Consider the following 20906-nt stretch of genomic DNA (forward strand, 5'->3'; position numbering starts at 1 on the left):
TGCTGGCCAGGGGCTAAAAGTAGTCGTACCCTGGCGCCATGCGCGGGGGCCTGCAGCGATGGAAGAGAGGCGCCGGATCCGGTGGGGTCGGGCGAGCGATCGACTACGCCGTCAAGGGAACCTGCGACGCCCATCTCCACCTTTCGGCTGGCTCCGATGCGCTCGAGGTGTACGGCAACGCCGGCGATGCGAGCGTCACCCGGTACGTAGTGACGAATGGCGCCATCGCAGCCGATGAGCTGTCGGCGGATGCTCTCCGGGTGTGGCTCACCGGCCATGACCCGGTCACCGGCGAGGAGCGCGGAACCCAGCGGCTCAGCGCAGACGCCGACCTCTTGCTGGATGCGACACTCAACCATCCCAAGTCGTACAGCATCGCCGCCCTGCTGCATCCGGATCTGGCGACCGAGTTCGAGTCGCTGCAGGACCGCCTGCGCGACCGGATCCTGACCACCTGGCTCGACGAGCTCAACGCACGTCGCGGGCATGGCGGACTCATCCGGGAAGACATCACCCGCATCGAGGTCGTCGAGCTCGACCACCGTCGCTCGCGCGCGCTCGACCCGCACGCCCACCGCCACCTTTGGCTGAACGTAAAGGTGCTCGGCGCCGACGGCAAATGGTCCAACGTCGACTCCCGAGTCGCGATGAAGCTGCACACGCTGATCAACGCCGAAGGTGACCTCGCCGCACGCACCGACCCGCGGTGGGTCGCGGCGCTCGCTCGTCACGGATTCACACTCGACGATGACGGCGAGGTTGCGGAACTGGCGGCGGTGGTTCGACCCCTCTCACGTCGGTCAGCGCAGATCGAGGCGAACCGAGCCAAGCTCATCGCGGAGTGGAGTGCCGAGCACGAAGGCGCGAGCCCCAGCATCCGAGTCCTGACGCAGATCGACCGTCGCGCATGGGCAATGTCGCGCCCGAACAAGCCCACTAACCTCGACGAGCAGTCGTGGGAGGCCGCCGTCCGCGACGAGATTGCGGGGCTCCTCCCCCGGCTCGTCTTCGACCATTCACCAGTACCGCTCGTCTCGAATCCAATCGACGCGCTGGACCTGGACCTTCTTGCAGACGCCGCGGTCGTTGATGCGGATGAGCGGTCCACCCGCTCCGGCGGCCGGTTCAGTCAGTTCGACCTCCGCGCCGGCGCCACGCGAGCTCTCTCACGCAGCGGCGTGATCGCGACCCGGGACGAGCTGACCGCAACGATCGATGCGATCGTCGACCACGCGCATCGCAAGTGCGTGCGACTGGTGAAGGATGCCGATATCCCGGGCCACGTGAAGGCGTTCATGGCGACCGAGACCATGCGCCTGAAGATGCGCCTCGCTGGCCACCTCGACGCACTCGCCTCCCCCGGCCGCTCACTCTTGCCGCATGAGTTGCGTCAGTGCGCGGCCTCCCCGGAAGACGTCGAGCGGCTCGACACCTCGCAACTTGCCGCGGCGGGCGCGATAGCGGGGACAGCCGGACTTGTCGCGATCACCGGGCCGGCCGGCGCGGGTAAGACCACGATGCTGCGCATCGCGTACGAGGGACTGAGAGCACAGCGACGACGGATGCTGGTGGTCGCGCCGACACGTAAGGCGGCGTCCGTCGCATCACGCGAGGTCGGTGCCGAGGCGTCGAGCCTGCATGCTCTGCTCGCCGATCACGGCTATCGCTGGGGCACCGACGCGACCGGGGCGCAGGTGTGGACGCGGCTGTCGCTCGGCGAGGCGGACCCGCACAGCGGGGTCGTCTATGAGGGGCCATCGCGGTTCATACTCCGGCGCGGCGATCGGATCGTCGTGGATGAGGCCGGCATGGTCGACCTACAGACCGCAGACGCGCTCGTTGATCTTGCAATCCGACAGCACGTGGGCGTGGCCATGGTGGGTGATCCGTACCAAGCGCTTCCGGTCGGACACGCAGGAGCGATGGCATCCGCAGTGCGCTTTGCGACAGCATCCGTCGAACTCGACACTGTGCACCGGTTCAGCGATCCCGAGTACGCCGCTCTCACGCTTCGCCTGCGTGACCCACGCGACCGCGATGACGCTCTCACGGTTGCAGGAGAGTTGCTCGCGCGCGGGCACGTGCACCGGGCGCGGAACACCGAAGAAGCGCGCGACGCGATGGTCGCGGCGTACTTCGAGTGGCACGCGCGCGGGAAGCGCGTCGCGCTGGTTTCGGGCACGAACAGCGAGGCGGATTCGATCAACGACGCGATCCAGCAGCGTCGTGTCGACGATGGCGAGCTCGACGCCACCGTGCTTGCACTCGGGATGGCGGAGCAGCGCATCCTCGTCGGCGACACCGTGCAGACGCGTCGCAACGACCCGCGCACCGGAGTCGAGAACCGTGCGCAGTGGGTGGTGCGCGGGATACGCGACGACGTAATCACGCTCGCGTCTGCGACCGACAGCGGCGAGATCCGGGCCGTGACTCCCGAATACGCGCTCGAACACGTGCAGCTGGCGTACGCGTCAACGGTGCACGGCATCCAGGGCGAGACGACGGATGCGGCCGTGGTGGGACCGGATGTCGACGCAGCCGGGCTGTACGTCGGACTGACCCGAGGGCGTCACCAGAACGTCGCGATCACGGTCGCGCGGACAGACGAGGACGCGATTGCACAGGTCGGCGCAACGATGATGCGCGGGACGACCGAGCTCACGATCCAGGACGCGATGCGCGCCGCGCACGCCGAGCTGCGGCGGGCGGCGCGAGAGCGGGAGACTTCCGGCCCTCGGACCGCACCGAGCGCGTCTCCCTCGCGTGGCGGGCTCTCTCTCTAGTCGCGCACCGAGGTGTCCGCTCGCTCGCCGGTATACTCCGAGTATGACTACGACCATCAAGGTCAGCGACGAGCTCCGCGACCGGCTTAAGGAGCAAGCCGCCCGGGACGGGCTTACCCTCGGTGCGCACCTCGCACACCTCGCAGATGCCGAGGACAGACGATGGCGTCTGCACACGCTGAAGTCCGCGATCGATGCGTCGAGCAACGACGATGCAAGGTCACACGCTGCGGAGACTGAAGACTGGGAGCGCACCGAACTGGCCGACGCTTCGTGACGGCCGCCGACCTTGCTCCGGGCGCCGTGGCCTGGGCGGCACTCGAGCCTGTCCGCGGCAGAGAGCAAGGTGGTCATCGCCCGGTGCTGGTCGTCGCGTCCCCCGGCTACTTGGATGCTGTGACGACGCTCGTCATCGTGTTGCCGATCACGACCACCGACCGCGGATGGCCGAACCACATTCGCGTAGAGGGGTCTAGCGGGCTGGACCGGCCATCGTGGGTCATGACCGAGCAGCCACGCACGTTGTCGCGGGACCGACTCACGGGGCTGGCCGGCGAAGTGTCGACCGACTGTCTCGCAGAAGTACGCACTTGGCTGGGCGACTTCCTCGATCTCTGACGGGTGTGACGACGGCAGACACGAGGTCTCGGCATCAACGGTCGCGGGCTTCGGCAGCGTTGCAGTTGGCGGAGCTCAATCCGGCATATCTGCGCGCGGGGCATACGAGGGGTCTGCTCCACAGCCGCCGCACAACGGAGACACTCCAGCCACGCTTAATCGAGGACCGGCTCGCGGGCGCGATGAGGTTCGTCGCTGCGGGGTAGGTTTCTCACATGGCGAGCTGGCAGGCGGGGCGATTCATAACGGACTGGGCCGACGCATCGGAGGTCGAAAAGCTGCTCGCGCTTATGCCGGTGCAGGAAGCCGGGTCACTCGCGGATGACCAGAAGCTCGAGCGTCGTGTCGCTGTGTACAACGCCTTTGGTCTCGGTGCAGTCGCACTCGATGGCGGCGTTGAGCATCGACCGGGTGTGAGTGTTGAGGACCAGCCGCTGCTGGCGGCTTTGGACTCGCTGCTTGAGCGTCGGTATTCGGCGGCGCCCCGAGAGGACTGACTACGAAGTCGCATTCGAGCCTGTTCGTTGATGGACCGCTCTTCGTGCGTAGACGTTGCGCTCAGGAGCGCCGGAGCGCGCGGACGAGCAGCCAGAGTCCGACAGCAAGGTTCGCGATGGAGACGACGAACAACGCGTTGACTGCCACGATCGGCGTGAAGTACCAGGCATACCAGGGAAGCCCGAAGTCTTCGGCAGCGGGCACCCCGAATCCGGGCACGAGCGAACTGCCGCCGTCTCCACTGGGAATGCGGGTGAGTACGAAGAACGACGCGGTGAGGAAGCCTGCGAGAAGCGGTGTGAGGGTTGCGACCACCTTCTCCCATCGCAGCCACGCTGCCGAGACCCACACCATCACGAACCCAGCCACGGCGCCGAAGATGGGCACGATGTAGATGCCGACGGCGACTGCCGAGCTCGCCATGATGATGTACGGGCGCGATTCCACTCCGGACTTGCGCCGCCGAGTGCGCTCGGGCGCGCCAATGCGGGCTTCGGCGGCGATGAACTCCGGATCCCCGAGTTGTTCGATACGCGCTCTGGCCGCTTCCGCGTCCAGAGATGAGAGCTCTTCGGTGACGCCTTGGCGAATCTCGTCGGCAGTGTGCGTGGGAACGTCCTCCAGCGCGGCATCGAGTCGCTGAAGGTAACGGTCCACGTCGGCCGGGCGGTCAGTGTTCATCGTCTCCAACCTCTCCCACGATCTCGGTGACCGCGGCAACGAACGGGCCCCACTGCTCCCGAAAACTCTCCAGCTCAGATTCCCCCCGACCCGTAAGCCGGTAGTACTTGCGCACCGGCCCTGCTCCCGCGTCCCGTTCGAACGAAGTGATCAAACCCCGTTCCCGCAGGCGCGAAAGGATCGGGTAAAGCGTTCCGATGCTCGCGATGAGGCCAGGCTTCGATAGCGCCTCGGACAACTGCCAGCCGTACATCTGCTCACGTGCGAGCAGGCCCAGGATGCAGTACTCGGCGACACCCTTGCGCAGCTGAGCACCGACCGAAGCTATCATGCGTGACAAGCTAACATGCTATACAAGATAGGCGCCACTGTAGCCCCTAGAACAACGACGTCAGGAACAGGTCCGCCCGCTGAGCGACCCCTCTATGCGCGTGCGCCGACAGGAGACGCGGTGACATGAGGGCGCGTTTGACACTGGCCACCGCTACGGTCAGAAGGTGAGTTCCGATTCGGAAGATCTGCCGCCGTTCCCTGCGGTCGCAGAGGAGTATGTCGCCGCGGGGCTGGAATGGTTCGGGACCCGGGTCATCGAACTGTCCGAGGAGCTGCACCCGTTGCTCAAGTCGTTCTCGAAGCAGACGGTTACCGAGTTCCCGGATGTGGAAGTTACCGACGAGGTCTCGATGGACTACCGGCAGTTTGCTCCCCGACACGAGATCGTACTCACCCGGGACACCGCTCTCGAGTTCGACGTCGACGCCGTGATGGGTGCGCTGCACGAGATCGCGGATGGCCTCGGCAGGCAAAAGGAGCAGGGGATGCTGCGGTTCATCTCCGACTCAGCCGAGGCCAGCGGCGATGTCGTCCACGTGAACCTCGATGATCCGGTGGAGATGTACATCGAGGCGCTGAAGACTGTGGAGGTGAGCTTCGACGAGAACGGCGAAAGCAACGTGACGTTGGTGGCATCACCGGAGCTTCTGGAGCGCCTGCGCGCGAGCCCGCCGACCGAGGAGCAGACCCGACGTATCGACGCCATCATGGATGCCAAGCGAGAGGAGAGCCGTGCTACACGCAGCCGTCGGCAATTTCCTTGAGTCGGTCAGCGAGCGCGAGTTCGACCCGACCTTGCTGGCGCTGCTCGCCGCGCAGGGCTTCTACGACGTTCGCTTCATCCACGGTGCGTTCGAGTTCGGGAAGGACGTGATCGCCAAGCGCCGCGACCCCGAAACCGGCACGACATACCAGTACGCGATCCAGTCCAAGGCCGGCGACCTCGGCCAGTCGGAGTGGCGGGCGGTTCGACCGCAGCTGGAAGAGGCCGAGTACAACACCCGCGCACACCCCAGCTTCGACGCGGACCTTCCGCGTGTCGCCGTGCTGCTCACCACCGGAAGACTCAAAGGTGCCGCCGCGGTCGACGCGCAGGAGTACGCCCAGGCGCGAGCTGCTCGAGGCGCGGGTCGGGTGGAAGTCTGGGATCGCGAGGACCTCAGCTCGTGGCTGACTGCCAACCCGAACGTGGCCATCCTGTCCGTGTCGGAGCAGCGGGAGCTCCTTCACATGCTGACCGACATCCACGCGCGCCGTGTGGACGAGCCGGCACTCGAGCGGTTCACCCGTCGATGGACACAACCGGGCATGATGGGGGTCGCAGGAATCGAAGCAGCCATCCTTATTCACGCGCTACGTGCGCATGACCGACTGGATCTCGCAGCGATGTGCGCGCTGCACCTGTTCCGCGGCGCGCGTGTCCGCGGTGCGGACGACGCGCAGGCGGAGTCCGCCAGCAGGTTGTTCCATGCGGTCTGCGGTCTGCTGCTCGAGGCTGTTCAGCCCGTGCTGGACGAACCGGTCGCGCTCACCCGTGAGGACTCGTCACCGACAGGCTTGGTGTCGTACGCGGTCACCACCGTGCGCGCGACCGAACTCCTAGCGCTGGCTGCGCTTTCGACGAAGGAGCCCGCGGGCCGGGAACCGTTCGAGGAGGCGGTGGTGCTCCTGGCGGGCCGCCACCCCGGCGCACATCGCCCGGTGTCAGAACAGTTCGCGGTGTCCCTCATCCCCATCGTGTGCGTGGTGCACCGACGCGATCCTGAGGCTGCGGCGCAGTACTTGCGGGCCGCAGCGACATGGCTGATGCAGCGCACGGATCCGGCCCTCAACGGCCTGGGGCTCGGGACCATGGACGAATCTCCGCGAGATGTCGTAGAGCGGCTGCTCGGCGGCTGTCTCACCGCAACTTCGCTGTCCCCGTCACGCGCGAGCTACGTCCTCACCGTCATCCTCGACCTGTGCCTGGCGACGGCGAACCTTGACCTGTTCGACGCTGTCCTCAGCGACGCGCGGAGTTTGCAGATGACGCCGTGCACCACGAAGGTGGCGGGCGGAGAGAACTTCCGTCGCGCAGGCGGCGGCGTCATCCCCGTCCCCCGCATGGAGTTCAAGGACCACGCACTGTCCTACCCCGCACTGCCGACCGACTCGGGATGGTCCAGCAGGGACACGACCCTGCTCGTCGCGTCGTGCCGCTCTCGTCACTACACGGATGCGATCCGTCAGCAGCTCGTCGGAACGCCAGCCGCCGCCGAGGGTTGAGTCAAGGCGGACGACGCGGCTCCATCGATAGCGGCGCGTCACCCCTTTCACAGGTTTACGCGAGACAGTCCGCGGTCGTGCCCATGCCCGCTTGGGGATGCCTGTCGAATGCGCTGATGCCCGCCCGCAACGTACCACCTGCGAGCACCGCCCTTGAGCCGATCGAAGAGGAACGTGCGCCAGATTCACTCACTCGAGGGTTGGTCGAATCGCTCCGTCAGACGTATCACTCAATAGAGGGCTTCACAGCGAAGCCCAATGGAACGGAGACGAAATGAACCTCGATGAAGTCGAGCAGGCGCACGGCGGCGTGGGATTCTTCTCTGCTGCAGACTCACAGCATGCAGGAAAGCATGTGGCAACAGTCGCCCAGAGCGACGGGGCTTGGGAGGTCGCGCCCGCCCCGTTCACATTTTGGAGCGGGCTGAGCGGCCGCTTCCCGACGAAGGAAGGCGCGTTGACTCACGTGCGCGACGTGGCAAGCAGCGGCCCGTCAGAGGACTGATCTCGAGCCTGTGGTTGCTGCGCGCGCAGTTGACTTCCAAACCTGCTTGCACAAATCGGCCCGCGAAAGCCGGCGATGCCCGGATACGGATCGAACCGGCACCAGGTGTTGGCGGTTCGCTACCGTTACAGCCGTGACGAGTCTGCTGACGATTGCCGAACCCGAACTGATGAACGCGCTCCGGGCGGCTTCGGATCGGGTCCGCCTCGCGTGCCCTTTCATCAGCATCCGGATCGCCAAGCAACTCGCCGGCATTGCAAGCACCTCCACCGCCACATGGTCGCTGATCACCCGGCTGGATGCGGCGGCGGCCGCTGGCGGCTACCTCTCCACAGATGGACTGCGCGCCCTCATAGACGCCGGCGTTGATGTGCGGCACGCACGCCGCCTCCACGCGAAGGCGTACTTGGCCGACGAGACCTTTGGCATGATCGGCTCGGCGAACTTGACAGGCCCTGGCCTCGGCGCGTCGGCCGACCCGAACCTTGAGCTGTCCCTCCGGCTGCGCCCCGAGGATGCGCTTGCTGCACGGACTCGAGTGGACGAGTGGTGGAACACGTCCACAGCGGTGTTTCGCCAGGACATCGACGACCTCGACCGGCGGGCACGCGAACTGCCACGCGCTATCGCCGTCCAGTTGTCGCCCGAGCTCGATGGAGCTGACGAGGATGTCTCACAGCTCGCGAATCTCGTCAGCGACGCTCGCGAGAGAAACCTCTGGGTGAAGGCTCAATACGGTCAGCCGAACTACGACCAGTGGCGCAGCGAGTTCTGGTTCTCCAGCGCCGCACACCGACGGCCGTCTTTCGCACCGGGCGATCTGGTGCTGGTCTACGCGAAAGACGCGCACGCTTGCTACGCGATTGTGGAGGTGGTCGACGAGCCGCGGAACGACCCACGGTACATTGTGGATCGAGGTGGCCGTCCCGAAGAGGAAGCCAACAGATGGCCTTGGGTGAACCGGACGACACCTCGGTTGGTCCCGACGCGCGAGCGCCTCGTGAGGCCCGTTGATCTGGGCTTCACTGGTCAAGGCCTTCAAGGTGGACACAAGCGGATCGGGCTGCCCGAGTTCGTGGTTGCTGTTCGAGCGCTCGGCGGCGAGAGCGAATCGCTCTAGCGAGACCGGGAGCGACGCGTGGTCAAAGTGATTGACAGGCCACTCGCGGTCGCGATCCCCTCCCTCGCACGAGGTGGTGCTGCTTCCGGTGCGATACACGGATATGGATGGCAAACGCAAGTGACATCAGCCACGCGCGACCGCTCCCCTTGCCCGTCCTCACCGAGACGATTCGCGCCGACCGATGAAGCGCCTGAGTAGGTCCGGAGTCTCACTACGATCGAGACATGAGCGGTTCGGGGGGAAACGGTTGAGCGGCGGGCCGCGCGACTACACCGTCGGAACTGAACGTGCTCTTTTCCGACTAGCCCAAGGGACCTGCTACTTTCCCGGGTGTACCACGCCTGTGATCGCGGTCGAGGGCGGGCACCCGATCGTCGGGGTGGAGATTGCTCACATCCGGGGAGCAAACCCGACCTCCGCGCGGTACGACCCGTCTATGACCGATCCAGAGCGCGCGTCGTACGGCAATCTCATTCTGCTCTGCGTACCGCACCACAAGCTGGTCGACCGGCTTGAGCCCGAGAAGTACTCGGTCGAGCTCCTCACGAAATGGAAGGTCGACAACGAGACTGCCGAAGGCACGGAAGCGTTGAGGTCTGTCGCCAACGACGCCAACCTCGAGGACCTTATTGCGAGCGTGGTGGAGCGACTCGGGCCGAGACGGGCCGTCGAGGTCGAGCTCACTGCGGGTATCATCACGGGACCTGACGGCGTACTGACGATGCCGCTGGACTTCCTGGGCACGACGCTTCGTTTCAACCTTCACATGGGTGCGAACCCGGCGGTCCTCGTTGTCGACGTGCGCAACACCGGCACAGCCGACATCACGGTCGCCGCAATCGACGTTCATTACGTGGTCGCGGTGCCCGAGAGCCCGGGCGATGCCGACTTCGCGATGCTCGGACGCAACGATTTCGCCACGCTCAACCCAAAGCTCCCGTTCCGCCTGCAGGATGGCGAGGCGGTTCAGTGGTTCATGAAGATCGAAACGGTCCACATGGTGATCGCGGCGATCGCCGCGCAGGACCGAACGATGTCTGGCCTAATTGCCAGGGTCCGCCTTGCGTCGGGTGAGACAGTGGGCTCCGACACGGTTCCATGGCCGACGGATCTGTCCACGACCTAACCCGTGCGCGCGCAGCTGGCGCGGCGTAGTCCGAGTGCCAAGCCGTGGCTCGTTAAGAACCGATCCGGCGATCCGGCAGTGCGGTAACCGGATTCGACTGCACCCGCTGCGCGACTACGGAGAGCGGACTGATACGGTCGGCGTCGTGACGCTGGAACTGGGGCCAGACGACAAGCGGATGTTGCTGCGCTACGCCGGCACAGGCCGACTCTGCGGTTGAAGAAGGTCCGCTGTGTCCAATGCCCTTCGGCGGCCGCACCAGAGGTCACGGCCGCTGCGGTCGCGGGCCCACAGGCGGGCACGGCGGGTGCGTCCGCGCGTCGAGAGTTCGAGCGCCGCAAAGAGGCCCATGAGCGGCGGACCCGCGAGAATCACCCGAACTGGGCGGTCTGATCCCGGCTCTGTCCGATGAGCCACAACGCACGACGGCATGGGAGCGCGGCGCGATCGGTGAGGAACTCCTCGCTGAGCGACTCCACGATCTGCCAGATGCCTTCCGCGCCCTGCATGACCGCCGCATCCCTCGCCCCCGCGCGAACATCGATCACATCGCCATCGGACCGTCCGGAGTGTGGGTAATCGATGCGAAACGGTACAAGGGCAACGGCCCACCCTTGAGGTCGAGGGCGGCATTTTCCATGCGCGAGGGTGCGCGGCGGATCTCCCAGCGGGCCGCGGCCGTGTCTGGTCGGACGCCCGAGTTGGGCGACCGCGGCTCCAAGGGCGCTAGAAGATGTGCGCTTCGCAGGATTCGAAATCGCCCGTCCATCCCGTGTCGAGGCATGCCGACTGGGCGACTGCTACTGTCAACGACAGTGTGCCCGCCGAGATGCGTTCGAAGGTGCGCCGCCTGCTGGCGAAGTACGACTACCCGCCGGACGCGGAAGAGAAGGCGGTCGAGCTCGTGCTCGAACAGGCGGAGCTTTTCGCGAATGGCATGGCAGACAGGTAGGACTCAGTGACCGAGCCTGACACGTTCATGGATGACAGGCAGCGACGGATACTCGCCGCGCTGCAGGACAAGCGTGCGGAGCTAGCCAACTTTTATCGAACCGCGTTGAGGTTGCTCAGAGGCGAGCTCGAGGTATCCGATCCGCGCACGCGTGTTGCTTTCATTGGACACTGCATGCGGGAGGTCATGAATCGTGTACTGGGTGCGCTGGGCCGGCCTACGGCCCCTCGGTTCAAGCCTTCCTCGGGCGACCAAGTAAAGGCACTCCCAGACCTTCTCGCAAGGTTCCCGGAACTCGAGCTGGACCGTGACGGCGACTCTGTCCCAGTGCCTCAAGAAGTCGCCGCTGCAATGAACACGCTGTTCAAGGCCGCGATCCACGAGAAGCGCCGGATCAGGGACGATGTCGCTGCACTAATTACCGACGACGACAACGCAAGCCACATTGCCGTGTCGCAGTGGATTCAGTCGCGGGATTATTTCGTGAAGTGGGCACATCTCCACGAGCGCGATGTCGCGGAGTCAGACTTGCCAAATGACCACGAGATATGGGGACACGTCGGTGTCTTCGAGGAGTTGCTCGACGGAGTCATAACCGCCTTCTTCGCTTCTTTGCACGCGATCGACGATCTGCTTAACGAAATCAACGCCACGGAGGAGGGGATCGATGCCTAGCTTCCGTGCTCCAACTCCAGAGCAGGTGCGCGCCGCCTTGCTCAAGATCCCGACGTTTCAGCTTCGACGGGCCTTCTACGAGCGACTCGAAAATCCACTCTGGGTTCGTCCCCTTCTTGATGCCGGGGCGTTCACGAACCCGCCGGAGCCGGAGTCAACCGGCGACGGGTACCTCCGTGACACGTACTGGCCGGAAATTTCCTTCCTAACTCGGATCGCGCCACAGGCGCCCGACGACGTCGTGGATGTGTTGCTTCAGTTGAAGGAGAGCAACAACGGCTGGGTTCGCCGCGCCGTGTTTGAGATCGGATCACAGATCCCGACCGAATCAAGCGTTCGACTGGAACCACTCATCAAGGCTTGGGTGCCGACGGGTTTCGGTTGGAGGACTGATGCGCGGTCCCTCGTGTCGCTTTCGATCAATTTGCTCGAAGGCGGTCAGCCTCGTCTTGGTCGTTGGCTCGCCAACACTTTGTTCGAGCCTCGCCCAAGCGACGACACCAAGTCCATTCGAAGGCCTGAGCTGCTCCTCGAGGAGTACTGGTACGAGCAGGAACTTCCGCGGATGGTCCCCGCGCTCGGCGAGAATGCGCTCAAGGCGCTCGTGGGCTGGCTAACGGCTTACGTCAAGGCTTCCGGTCATGCCTCGGGCGATCGCGACTTCAGCGCGATGGACCGGTCGTCGATTGACGCGCGTGGCGACCACACGGATCGCCCAGAGGATGTGCTCATCGATGCCGTCCGCGACGTTGCGGTTCGGGCAATGGGCACGGATCCGACCGGAACGCTTAACGTTCTGCTGCGCGGCGGTGTGAAGCTGTTGAGGAAGATCGCGATCTACGTTGTGGCCGAGGCGATTCGTCAGGAACTCGAGGCGGGAGGCGACGTCGCGGCCCTTATCGACGCGGCGAAGCAATTGCTTGAAGATCCGGAATCGGACGATGAATATGTTCGCGTCGAGTATGCGCAACTGGCGCGAGCCACCGCTCGGGCAGAGCCGACTGCGACGTCGGTCGTAACTCCGTTCCTCGCGCGAGCATTCGAGGTCGACCTTGCCTGGATGCGAGAGCGACTTCCGCGCCCAGAGGGTCTCACTGATCCAGAGTGGGAAGCGAGCATTCAAGCAAGAGCGCGGCGGTACCGGCACAGTTGGCTTTCGGCGATCGGGCACGACGCTTTGCCGGCAGACTTGCGCGAAGAGCTTGCCAAACTGGACGAAGCACTCGGCGCAATTGACGACCCGCTCGAACCGATGGGTCGAGTCACCAGTTGGAGCGGCCCCAACCCTCACACGAGCCAGGACGCAATGGCCGCTATGGCGCCGGCGGAACTGGTTGTTCACCTCGCGAGCTGGCATGACAAGGGCGATGGCTGGGGACCTGAACCGTCGCATGAAGGCCAAGGCAGAGCCCTTTCGGGCCTTCTGACGACTAACCCGCTGGCCTTGAGGGGCGTTCGTCAGCTTGGGAATCAGCTTCGCCCAACCTACCTGCGCGCGATCTTGCAGGGTTGGGAAGCGGCGACCAAAGCTGATCACGAGCTTGATTGGTCGCAGGTTGCTGAGCTAGTGGAGCACGTGCTCGATCACCCGCTACCTTCTCCTTTTCCGGTTGAAGGCGGCGACTTCGACGATGACAAGGACTACAGCGGTGCGAAGGACGCGGCTATTGGCTTGCTCGAGGAGCTGCTCAAGAAGCGAGGTTCGATCGTAGTTCCGGACGAGTATCAGGAGCGGTTCGCGCGGCTTCTGATCGATCGCTCGGACGACGAAGACGCCTGGGCCAGTTACGACTCCTACAGCCACGAAGGTTCCGGGTGGGATCCACTCACTATGTCCCTCAATTGGCAGTGGCCAAGCAGGGTCCGAGCGCTCATCGTCGCCGCGACCAGCGCGGAGAACTCGCCATGGCAGGACGACGCACTCAAGGCGATCGAGGCCGAGGCGTCACGCGTCGACCAGCATGGCGCGGGCCGAGCCGCACTCGGCGAGGGACTCGGCAGACTGCTGAACGCAGCACCTGACTGGAGCAAGACCCACCTCGACGATCTGGTCGGCACTCGCGCAGGCATCTCGGTCGAGCAGCAAATCGTCCTAACCACAGCGATGGCAACACATCGCTACAACCGCCCCATGTACGAACTTCTGACTCCCGCGATGCTTGCGGCGATTGACGTCGGCGACGCGCTCGTTGCTGGTTGGAAGGGAGAGTCTGACCCACTGCCGCGCATTGGCGAGTGGGTCATCGATGCGTTCGTCTTTGGGCACATAGATGCAGAGGATCCGGTCTTCGATGCCTTCTTCTCCAAAACCAGCCCAGAGGTTCGCGGTGACGCTCTAGGCAAGATCGCATGGTCCTTCTTCCGTGCGTCCTCGGTAGAAGATCCGATTCGCGATAGATTCGCAACTCTTTGGGACGACCGCATTCGTCACGTTCGGGAGCACCCCGGTGACGGCAAGGAGCTCGTGGGTATCTATTGGCTGGCTAAGAGCAGCTCGTTCTCGTCAGAGTGGTGGCTTCCCCGCATGTGTGAAGCACTCGAACTCGAACCCACAATCGCGACCGAGCGATACATGATCGGAAAAGAGCTGGCGCAGGCATCAACGACCGACCCGGCAGCTGCGCTCGCTGTGCTGAAGCTTCTTCTGGGGCGGCGCACCGAAGGCGGCGGAGTAGCGTTCGACCTGAGTCGGCACGCGATTCCCGTCGTCATCGCGAACGCCATGATGTCGCCAGATGAGGACCTGAAGAGCCGAGCCGAGGCATTCATGAACGAACTTGGCGCCCAAGGGAACCACGCCCTCGAAGCCCAAGTTCAGGCTGTCCTCGACGGCAAAGTGGGCGCGGATGACATCGATGAGTAGGGCTGGCCTGGGCCAGCCGCGAGCAAAAGCTCGTTCAGGTACGCCTATCGGAGTCCCTACTGGGATCCGAGCGCACATCGACGCTCCGCTTCCGGGCAGTGCGCGATAAGGGATCCTCCCTGTCCGTGGCTATCGAGGAGAAGAGTGGAGTGCATATCGTCGGACCACGGCTGTATTGTCCGCAGCATGACCGACGGCGTTCAGATCGACACCACTCTCGATTTCCGAGCAGACTCGCGTGGGCGTGACTCGGACAGGCACAGTCCGACCCTCCAGTCGTATCACCGCCTCTTGTGGAGCCGACCGCTACCAGACGGCACGATGTTCGAGCTGGAGCCGGTGCGCCGTCGGGGTTCGTATCTTCTGCGGTACAGCGGTGACCGCGGCGACCTGTATCTTTCCAGCGATATCCTCGCCAACTCGAGCAAGCGCCCGTGCAGACAGTTCTACGAACTCGTCCCCGAGGACGTGCGCGATCACTTCCACTCGGTCGGCCTGTCGATCGGCGGCCGGCTTATCTTCCCCGCGGAGCGCGTGAGCGGGATGCAGACGGTCAACCAGCGACGCGGCACCCATCCGCGTATCAGAGACCGCTTCGACCTCACGCTCGAGTGCATCCGCCGGTACTACGTCGGCGAAGACAGCCCGCTCAGCCCAGTTCTCAGGGCCAACCAGGGCTTCTTCCAACTCTTCCGAGAGTTCGACCGGTACGTCGAGTTCTTCCTGCTGCAAGATCTAGTGGATGACTCCTCATCGGAGATCCGCTTCTACCTGCCGTTTGACGACTTCACGGGCGCGGCACTTCCTAGCTCGCCCGCGCAGTACGGGGAGTTTCTGCAACGCCAGGTGGACTTCGTCGAGGCAAGGAATCGCAGGATCACGCGGGCATTGGCCGTCGCAGCCGGATGACAATCCACGCCGGCCTTCCCAAGACCATCGGACCGCCAAGCGAGACTGACATGCTGGACGCACGCGAATAGGTGAATGGGGGAGACGTGACGGGGAACACTCGGGCCACAACGCAGGGCAGCGGGACGGAACTCACCGCCGCCGACGTCCCTGTACTGGCGGTCGATCACGCCAAGGAACTCGCACAAGCGGAGGGCTTCCAGGCACAGATCTACAAGGCGATCTCCGTGCAGCGCCCCGTCGTGCTGGAGTATCTCCGATCGGTGCGGCGAGACAAGCCGGCGGCTTCGCCCGCGGAAATCCTCAAGGAACTCGACAACCGGTACGTCGCCACTGTGACAATCGCCAGCAGTGGCGTTGGCGCGTCCGCCGCGTTGCCGGGCGTGGGTATCCCGCTTGCCCTTGGGCTTGGCGTCGTGGACATGCTGTTCTTCTATGAGACCAGCGCGCTTTACGTCCTGGCCGTGGCCGAGTTGCATGGAATTCCGGTAGTTGAAGCTGACCGTGCCCGTCCGCTTGTCCTCGGGACACTCCTCGGGCAGAAGTCCCAGAGCCAGATCAGCAAGATCGTGTTGACCGCGGCCGGGGCTGGCGGGGTCGATCAGGCCCGCTCCGCGGCAACAGGGGTCGTCGCCAAGACTCTTCCGAAGGGTTGGGGTGAAGTGCTTACTGAGCAGATCCCGGACTCAGCGCTGGCACCCCTTACCGTCGTGATCGGTCGCGAGGCGCTCAAGACCAGTGGCAAGCTCGGCGCAGGGACGCTCGGAAAGGCTGTCCCGTTCGGTATCGGCGCCGTGATCGGCGGAGTGGGCAGCTTCTACTTCGGCAAAGATGTGGTCAAGGCGGGGCGCGTCGCCTTTCCAGAGATACCGACAGACTTCCCGGACTGGCTCGAGGAGTACGCCAAGCCCGCGCAAGAGCCCACGCAACCATCGCGTGCTCTGATCGCCCTCGAGGCTGCGAAGAGCAACGTCAAAGACTTCGGCAGCGACGTTTGGGACAAGGTCGGCGCTGCCGCGGACGTGTTCCGGTCGCTAGACCTCGACGGCGACGGCATCCCCGATGAGGCGCGAGCTCTCACCGCAACCAAAGCAGCCGGCAGCGCAACCGCCGAAGCGGCGTTGGCAGTTGGCGGCAAAGCGAGAACCCTGAGCGCCAAAGCGACACGCGACTTCCGATCGGTAGACCTCGATGGCGACGGCATCCCGGACGAGGCACGGGCTCTCACCGCGGCTAAGGGCGCCGGGAGCGCTGCCGCTGGGCTGGCAAGGACGATCGCAGCAAAGGCCGCGTTGCAGTTGAGGTCCAAGAAGCAGGGTCAAGACCCTCGCTCGGACGTCGACAACGTCGACGATGACGTCCCGGATTCACCACCCAGCGACTGACTCCACGAATTGGGCAGGTCCTGGATAGTGCAGGCTGCAGGGGGGCGTGCCGGCCGGTTGGGTTCTGAGTTAGCGGGGAGTGTCGGCGCTACTCGGTACCTTCGCGGTATGCGAGGTGTGAGATGTCGGACGCGCCGTGCCCCGATCGCTACCCAGGCTGAGGCGGCAACGATCGCCGCCGGCGTGTTCAAGGGCGCGAGGGCTATGCACTGTCCTTACTGCGGCTGGTGGCATGTCGTGGGACGGGGTTCGCCGATCGAACGCCCGAGCAAGCCGCGGAAGCGCCGTCGGTAGGAGCGAACCGCGTCGCCGATCCCCGTAGCGTGCACAGCACGAATGCAGAACGCTCGAGGTGCATCGGCGGTGTGGGCGGTGCGTCTCCCCGTGACATCCGCCGCGCGTGCAAAACGTCCTCTAGGTTTACGGCATGAGCGAATCAGCCGCGGCGACGAACTCTGATCGCCATACATGGCGATCGACGTTCACGCAGATCGCTGTGCTTGCGCTTCTACTAGTAGTCACGGCATCGCTGGGATTGGCCGGCGTCGTTGCTAACGCACTGACTTCAGTTCCCGGCTCGTCACTGACCTCAAAGCTGGAGACCGCGGCAGAGGGTGCCATGGTCGGTTGGGCAAAGAGTCTGTCGGAGCTCTCTGGATGGATTGCGCCGCTCGCGACGACCGTACTGGTCGCTCTACTCGTGTGGTTGGCGATCCCGCACGATCGACCTGAACTGCTGCGTTGGACCAGAGACGGGCTCCCGGAGGTGGCACCCGGCGACGACCTTGTCGACCTAGCGTCGACTCGCTCCATCGTGGCCATGACCGCCACAGTGGTCACAGGGGCGTACGTCGCATTTGTGGTGATTCTGCTTGGCCTTTCAGCCCACCCGGCGGTGCCATGGAGTCCCTCGATCGTTGGACTCGTCGCGTTGGTCCCGCTGGTAGTTGTCGTCGGAGCGTCTTGCGGTCGCTACTCGCTAGGTTCTCTTTTGTCCCGCTACTTCATCGCTCGTGATCAAGCACAGCGGACCAGCAGTTGGGATGCGCGAATCGCGCGGCATTCGCACGCGCGCCCGTACCTTGCGTTCTGGAGCGCCTTCACGCTCTCGAGCGCGATCGCCGTGGTGCCGATCATCGTGGCGTCAGCGATCGGTGCCGCAAATGGCGAAGTTTCCCCATTTGGGCCGGTTGCACTCCTTCTATCGATGTGGGGCTTGGTCATGCTGTCGTTCGCGGTCCTCGCGACGGAGGCGAGATTCTTCTTCGACCCATGGGTACGGTGGAGTCTCACGTTGTTACCACTCGCGTTCTGGAGCCTATGGGCGATCAACCTCGTTCGCGCAGCGCTCGGTTACCATGGCCATGAGGTTGAGAGTGTCCTCTATCTGACGGGCTTCGTTCTTCCCGGTCTGCTGTGGGTCGGGCCTCGGTGGCGCGGACGCCTCGCCACGGTGATCTCCACGGACGCAAGTCGACGAGCGCGTGTCGCCGCGGCAGAGGCCCGCGAACGCACGCTCCTCGAAGCTCTTCACGAGAGTGAGGGCTATCGCGGCCGCGTGGCATTCTCTGACCGCATCCGCGCGCTGCTTGGGAATCGGCCGCCTCAGTAACCCGACGATTCGCGAGCGGCCGGCGCCGCCTGTCCTGCGATGGATCGACCGTGCGGACGGCAGCCCGAATCACCCCCAAGGCACAGATGGGCGGCTATCGATGGTGGTGGAGCACGTTCTTCTGTGAGACCACGCCCGAGCGCGAGTCGAAGCTGCGCTCGCGGCCGGAGGGAGACTCGTCGACGATTCATACGCGCCCGCCTGGTGGACGCCGGCGTCGCCGGACAACCACGGCGTAGATATCGCGGCCTGGACCGACACCTCCGACTGACTCCCGCTCGGGAGCATCCCGAGCGGGAGAATCTCACTTCGCCGCTACGGCGTTGTGGATCTGGGTGGCAACCCACACGTCGCCGAGGTAGCCCTCGATGTCATGGTGATCCTCCGCCGGATTGTCGACCTCCACATAATTGTCGGTCGGCCGCGAGGTGGGGAAGGTCTGCGCGTCGAGGGGGTGCAGAGCCCCGGCATCCAACGGATCAAGCGCATTCACCCAGCGCCCGACGGCGGGTGGATAGATCGCCCGCGGAAGGCTGCTGCGGATCTTGCCGACCGCCAAGGGCGAACCCAACGTGAGGAACAACGGCACGTGCCATTGCGCTGGATCCAGCTCGGCGAGAACCGAGTGGGCGACCACTGTGCCGATGATCCAGACCGAATCCGTGGAGCAGCACCACGGGGATGCCGGAGCCTGTCTCGTGTGCGAACAAGAAGCGAGGTTATCGCTCCGGCGTGTCGTGCCGTCTGTCCGCGAGCCGCTGCATATGCCACTCGTGCACGTCGGCCAACCAGTACAGCGGGGCCGACGGATCGACCCGCGCGCGTCGTCGATGACCCCGCCGTCCCGCGCGGCCGCCACGTAGGCGCGATCCTGATCGATGCGGACTCGGAGCTGCCCGACACCCCCGCCAAAACCGTGACCCGGGATGACCGCATCCACCTCGCCGGCGACGCTGTCGAGACGAGTAGCTGCGCGGCCTAGACGTCACCCCTCGGGACTGACGACCGTGATCGGGTCATTGGGACAGCTCGATATTCAGCCGGTCGAGGAGAACTTCGAGGGAGACTTCGAACTCCTCGCCGCTGCGGTCCTGGCTGAGCAGGGGACGGAGGCGTTCCACTTCTGTCGCCGCGTCCAGGGAGATTTGCCCGTCGCCTTCGGGGATGTCCGCGTTTCCCTCGTCGAGGGGCTCTTCGACGGGGCCCGTTTCGGCTCCGCGGACCGCGGACTCGAGGAGCAGGTGGCCGAGGAGGAAGCTGCTGAATGATCGGTACGCGTCAACAGCCTGCGCGTCGGTGAACCCGTGTCCGATGAGTGTGCTCAGGAATGTGTTGACGACCTCGACACTTCTCAGCGGCGGACGCAGCCAGGGCGCTGCGGGGTGCCGAGTGGCGACCAGTGGAAAGGCTTTGGGGTGTTCCATTGCGATGCGGCGGACCTGGTGGGCGGTGGTCTGCAGGAAGCCTTGCCAGTGCTCAGCCAGCTCCTCGTCGAGGTCCGAGGTCAGGTTGCTCATCAGCAGTGCGACAACGCCTTCGAGGAGGTCCTCTCTGCCGTGCACGTGCCGGTACAGGGACATGGCCTCCACACCCAACTCTTGCCCCAGGGACCTCATCGACAAACCCTGCGGTCCGGAGCGGTCGATCTGAGCCAGGGCGGTCTCGACGATCAACTCACGACTGAGGCGGGGGGCCGGCGCTCCCACCGGCTTCTTCCGCACGCGTTCCTCGATAGCACACTCTCCTCACGGCCGCCAGGGGCACTGGTGGTGGCGTTGCTTACACTGTAACGTCACGTCAGCTGCTTACGCTGTAAGCGGCTCTCCCCCGGCGGCTCGCTGCGTCTTACGCGAGCCCCACCCCCCATGAGAGGCAATGATGGCCAACAACGGCTCAAGCAGCAATGGCGGTGCGGCGGCCCTGCCCGTCACGACCGATAACGACGCCGGCAAGGAGTCGCTGATCGGCACCGAACGTCCCGGTCGCCCCGCGAACGTGTCGTGGGGATCGATCATCGCCGGTGTGGTGACGTTCCTTGCAGTATCGGTGCTGCTCTCGTTGGTCACCGCAGCAATCGGGCTTGGCGGCTCGGGCGTCGGGGCGGGCATCTGGAGCGCTATTGCGCTCGCTATTGCTCTCGCCGCCGCCGGCTTCGTCACTGGCGCTCTCGCTGTCCGCAGCGGGCTACTACACGGTTTCCTGACCTGGGCGACCTCGCTGGTCGTCGCTCTGGCCCTGACGGTCTGGCTCAGCGCCAGCCTGCTCGGAGCCGTCGGCGGCATCGTCAGCTCCGCCACCCAGGCTCTCTCCGGCACCGACGTGACCCAGGTCGCCGAAGACGTCCAGGGCAACGTCGACGAGGAGGCGGCCCAGGACCAGGCCGACGAGGCGCTCGATGACGCAGGGCAGGTGGCCAAGGACGCCGCCGACACTGCTCAGGCGGGCTCATGGTGGGGCTTCTTCGGTCTTCTGCTCGGCGCAGTGATCGCATCGTTGGGCGGCATGTTCGGCGTACGCACCGTCGTCAATCGTGACCGTCAGAACGACGCCGTAACCGGGCGGACTACCCGCTAACGCG

General features: G+C 64.9%; 19 protein-coding genes and 2 pseudogenes. 17 read left to right on the top strand and 4 right to left on the bottom strand.

The window, feature by feature from the left end:
- Nucleotides 1-38: 38 nt before the first annotated feature.
- The 4 genes from AC4FS2_RS09525 to AC4FS2_RS09540 all read left to right on the top strand — a co-directional run bounded on the left by AC4FS2_RS09525 (nucleotide 39) and on the right by AC4FS2_RS09540 (nucleotide 3898).
- Nucleotides 39-2783, top strand: a complete 2745-nt coding sequence (locus AC4FS2_RS09525; protein WP_491151815.1) for an AAA family ATPase — start codon at nucleotides 39-41, stop codon at nucleotides 2781-2783.
- A gap of 43 nt (nucleotides 2784-2826) precedes the next feature.
- Entirely contained in the window at nucleotides 2827-3060 is a 234-nt protein-coding gene (locus AC4FS2_RS09530; protein WP_491151813.1) for a hypothetical protein, read from the top strand.
- On the top strand, nucleotides 3057-3401 hold the full coding sequence (locus AC4FS2_RS09535; protein WP_491151811.1) for a type II toxin-antitoxin system PemK/MazF family toxin: 345 nt from the start codon (nucleotides 3057-3059) through the stop codon (nucleotides 3399-3401). Before AC4FS2_RS09530 ends, AC4FS2_RS09535 begins: the two co-directional genes overlap by 4 nt.
- Before the next feature lie 215 nt (nucleotides 3402-3616).
- A complete protein-coding gene (locus tag AC4FS2_RS09540) occupies nucleotides 3617-3898 on the top strand; it encodes a hypothetical protein (RefSeq protein ID WP_491151810.1) in 282 nt (93 codons plus the stop codon).
- Nucleotides 3899-3959: 61 nt separating this feature from the next.
- Here the strand turns inward: AC4FS2_RS09540 and AC4FS2_RS09545 are convergent, their stop codons facing one another.
- Together AC4FS2_RS09545 and AC4FS2_RS09550 are read right to left on the bottom strand one after the other, a co-directional pair.
- Entirely contained in the window at nucleotides 3960-4580 is a 621-nt protein-coding gene (locus AC4FS2_RS09545; RefSeq protein ID WP_491151808.1) for an HAAS signaling domain-containing protein, read from the bottom strand.
- Nucleotides 4570-4911, bottom strand: a complete 342-nt coding sequence (locus AC4FS2_RS09550; protein ID WP_491155604.1) for a PadR family transcriptional regulator — start codon at nucleotides 4909-4911, stop codon at nucleotides 4570-4572. Before AC4FS2_RS09550 ends, AC4FS2_RS09545 begins: the two co-directional genes overlap by 11 nt.
- Before the next feature lie 166 nt (nucleotides 4912-5077).
- Here AC4FS2_RS09550 and AC4FS2_RS09555 point away from each other — a divergent pair, with 166 nt between their 5' ends.
- From AC4FS2_RS09555 to AC4FS2_RS09610, 12 genes and pseudogenes are all read left to right on the top strand, one after another.
- Nucleotides 5078-5677 (top strand): hypothetical protein, encoded by a 600-nt coding sequence (locus tag AC4FS2_RS09555; RefSeq protein ID WP_491151806.1) that lies wholly within the window; start codon nucleotides 5078-5080, stop codon nucleotides 5675-5677.
- On the top strand, nucleotides 5646-7178 hold the full coding sequence (locus AC4FS2_RS09560) for a restriction endonuclease (RefSeq protein WP_491151804.1): 1533 nt from the start codon (nucleotides 5646-5648) through the stop codon (nucleotides 7176-7178). The genes AC4FS2_RS09555 and AC4FS2_RS09560 overlap by 32 nt, the downstream gene beginning before the upstream one ends.
- A gap of 274 nt (nucleotides 7179-7452) precedes the next feature.
- Entirely contained in the window at nucleotides 7453-7683 is a 231-nt protein-coding gene (locus AC4FS2_RS09565) for a hypothetical protein (RefSeq protein ID WP_491151803.1), read from the top strand.
- Nucleotides 7684-7816: 133 nt separating this feature from the next.
- The gene (locus AC4FS2_RS09570; RefSeq protein WP_491151802.1) at nucleotides 7817-8803 is read left to right on the top strand and encodes a phospholipase D-like domain-containing protein; all 987 of its coding nucleotides are present in this window, start codon (nucleotides 7817-7819) and stop codon (nucleotides 8801-8803) included.
- Nucleotides 8804-9242: 439 nt separating this feature from the next.
- Complete coding sequence (locus tag AC4FS2_RS09575; RefSeq protein ID WP_491151801.1) at nucleotides 9243-9932, top strand: hypothetical protein; 690 nt, start codon at nucleotides 9243-9245, stop codon at nucleotides 9930-9932.
- A gap of 482 nt (nucleotides 9933-10414) precedes the next feature.
- Nucleotides 10415-10474, top strand: a pseudogene (locus AC4FS2_RS09580) (hypothetical protein); the annotation flags it as partial.
- A 221-nt stretch (nucleotides 10475-10695) separates the two neighbouring features.
- Nucleotides 10696-10884, top strand: a pseudogene (locus AC4FS2_RS09585) (type I restriction enzyme endonuclease domain-containing protein); the annotation flags it as partial.
- Between the two features lie 6 nt (nucleotides 10885-10890).
- On the top strand, nucleotides 10891-11559 hold the full coding sequence (locus AC4FS2_RS09590) for a hypothetical protein (protein ID WP_491151800.1): 669 nt from the start codon (nucleotides 10891-10893) through the stop codon (nucleotides 11557-11559).
- Nucleotides 11552-14422: a hypothetical protein gene (locus AC4FS2_RS09595; RefSeq protein WP_491177094.1), complete on the top strand. Its 2871-nt coding sequence runs from the start codon at nucleotides 11552-11554 to the stop codon at nucleotides 14420-14422. The genes AC4FS2_RS09590 and AC4FS2_RS09595 overlap by 8 nt, the downstream gene beginning before the upstream one ends.
- A 186-nt stretch (nucleotides 14423-14608) precedes the next feature.
- Nucleotides 14609-15331, top strand: a complete 723-nt coding sequence (locus AC4FS2_RS09600; RefSeq protein ID WP_491151796.1) for a DUF6994 family protein — start codon at nucleotides 14609-14611, stop codon at nucleotides 15329-15331.
- Between the two features lie 86 nt (nucleotides 15332-15417).
- Entirely contained in the window at nucleotides 15418-16716 is a 1299-nt protein-coding gene (locus AC4FS2_RS09605; RefSeq protein ID WP_491151795.1) for a hypothetical protein, read from the top strand.
- Between the two features lie 427 nt (nucleotides 16717-17143).
- Entirely contained in the window at nucleotides 17144-18328 is a 1185-nt protein-coding gene (locus AC4FS2_RS09610; protein ID WP_491151794.1) for a hypothetical protein, read from the top strand.
- Nucleotides 18329-18632: 304 nt separating this feature from the next.
- Here the strand turns inward: AC4FS2_RS09610 and AC4FS2_RS09615 are convergent, their stop codons facing one another.
- Together AC4FS2_RS09615 and AC4FS2_RS09620 are read right to left on the bottom strand one after the other, a co-directional pair.
- Entirely contained in the window at nucleotides 18633-18965 is a 333-nt protein-coding gene (locus AC4FS2_RS09615; RefSeq protein WP_491151793.1) for a hypothetical protein, read from the bottom strand.
- A 379-nt stretch (nucleotides 18966-19344) separates the two neighbouring features.
- Nucleotides 19345-20049, bottom strand: a complete 705-nt coding sequence (locus AC4FS2_RS09620) for a TetR/AcrR family transcriptional regulator C-terminal domain-containing protein (RefSeq protein ID WP_491151791.1) — start codon at nucleotides 20047-20049, stop codon at nucleotides 19345-19347.
- Between the two features lie 154 nt (nucleotides 20050-20203).
- Between AC4FS2_RS09620 and AC4FS2_RS09625 the strand changes: the two genes are divergently transcribed.
- Nucleotides 20204-20902, top strand: coding sequence for a hypothetical protein (locus AC4FS2_RS09625; RefSeq protein ID WP_491151789.1), 699 nt, complete (start codon nucleotides 20204-20206; stop codon nucleotides 20900-20902).
- The last annotated feature ends 4 nt before the right edge of the window (nucleotides 20903-20906 follow it).

The sequence above is a fragment of the Microbacterium sp. Z10_103 genome, assembly GCF_058310455.1.

Excerpts from the sequence above, each read along its gene's own strand:
- AC4FS2_RS09600 (WP_491151796.1), top strand. The coding sequence starts at position 14,609 with ATGACCGACGGCGTTCAGATCGACACCACTCTCGATTTCCGAGCAGAC.
- AC4FS2_RS09530 (WP_491151813.1), top strand. The coding sequence starts at position 2,827 with ATGACTACGACCATCAAGGTCAGCGACGAGCTCCGCGACCGGCTTAAG.
- AC4FS2_RS09545 (WP_491151808.1), bottom strand. The coding sequence starts at position 4,580 with ATGAACACTGACCGCCCGGCCGACGTGGACCGTTACCTTCAGCGACTC.
- AC4FS2_RS09625 (WP_491151789.1), top strand. The coding sequence starts at position 20,204 with ATGATGGCCAACAACGGCTCAAGCAGCAATGGCGGTGCGGCGGCCCTG.
- AC4FS2_RS09565 (WP_491151803.1), top strand. The coding sequence starts at position 7,453 with ATGAACCTCGATGAAGTCGAGCAGGCGCACGGCGGCGTGGGATTCTTC.
- AC4FS2_RS09575 (WP_491151801.1), top strand. The coding sequence starts at position 9,243 with ATGACCGATCCAGAGCGCGCGTCGTACGGCAATCTCATTCTGCTCTGC.
- AC4FS2_RS09595 (WP_491177094.1), top strand. The coding sequence starts at position 11,552 with ATGCCTAGCTTCCGTGCTCCAACTCCAGAGCAGGTGCGCGCCGCCTTG.
- AC4FS2_RS09540 (WP_491151810.1), top strand. The coding sequence starts at position 3,617 with ATGGCGAGCTGGCAGGCGGGGCGATTCATAACGGACTGGGCCGACGCA.
- AC4FS2_RS09610 (WP_491151794.1), top strand. The coding sequence starts at position 17,144 with ATGAGCGAATCAGCCGCGGCGACGAACTCTGATCGCCATACATGGCGA.
- AC4FS2_RS09525 (WP_491151815.1), top strand. The coding sequence starts at position 39 with ATGCGCGGGGGCCTGCAGCGATGGAAGAGAGGCGCCGGATCCGGTGGG.
- AC4FS2_RS09550 (WP_491155604.1), bottom strand. The coding sequence starts at position 4,911 with ATGATAGCTTCGGTCGGTGCTCAGCTGCGCAAGGGTGTCGCCGAGTAC.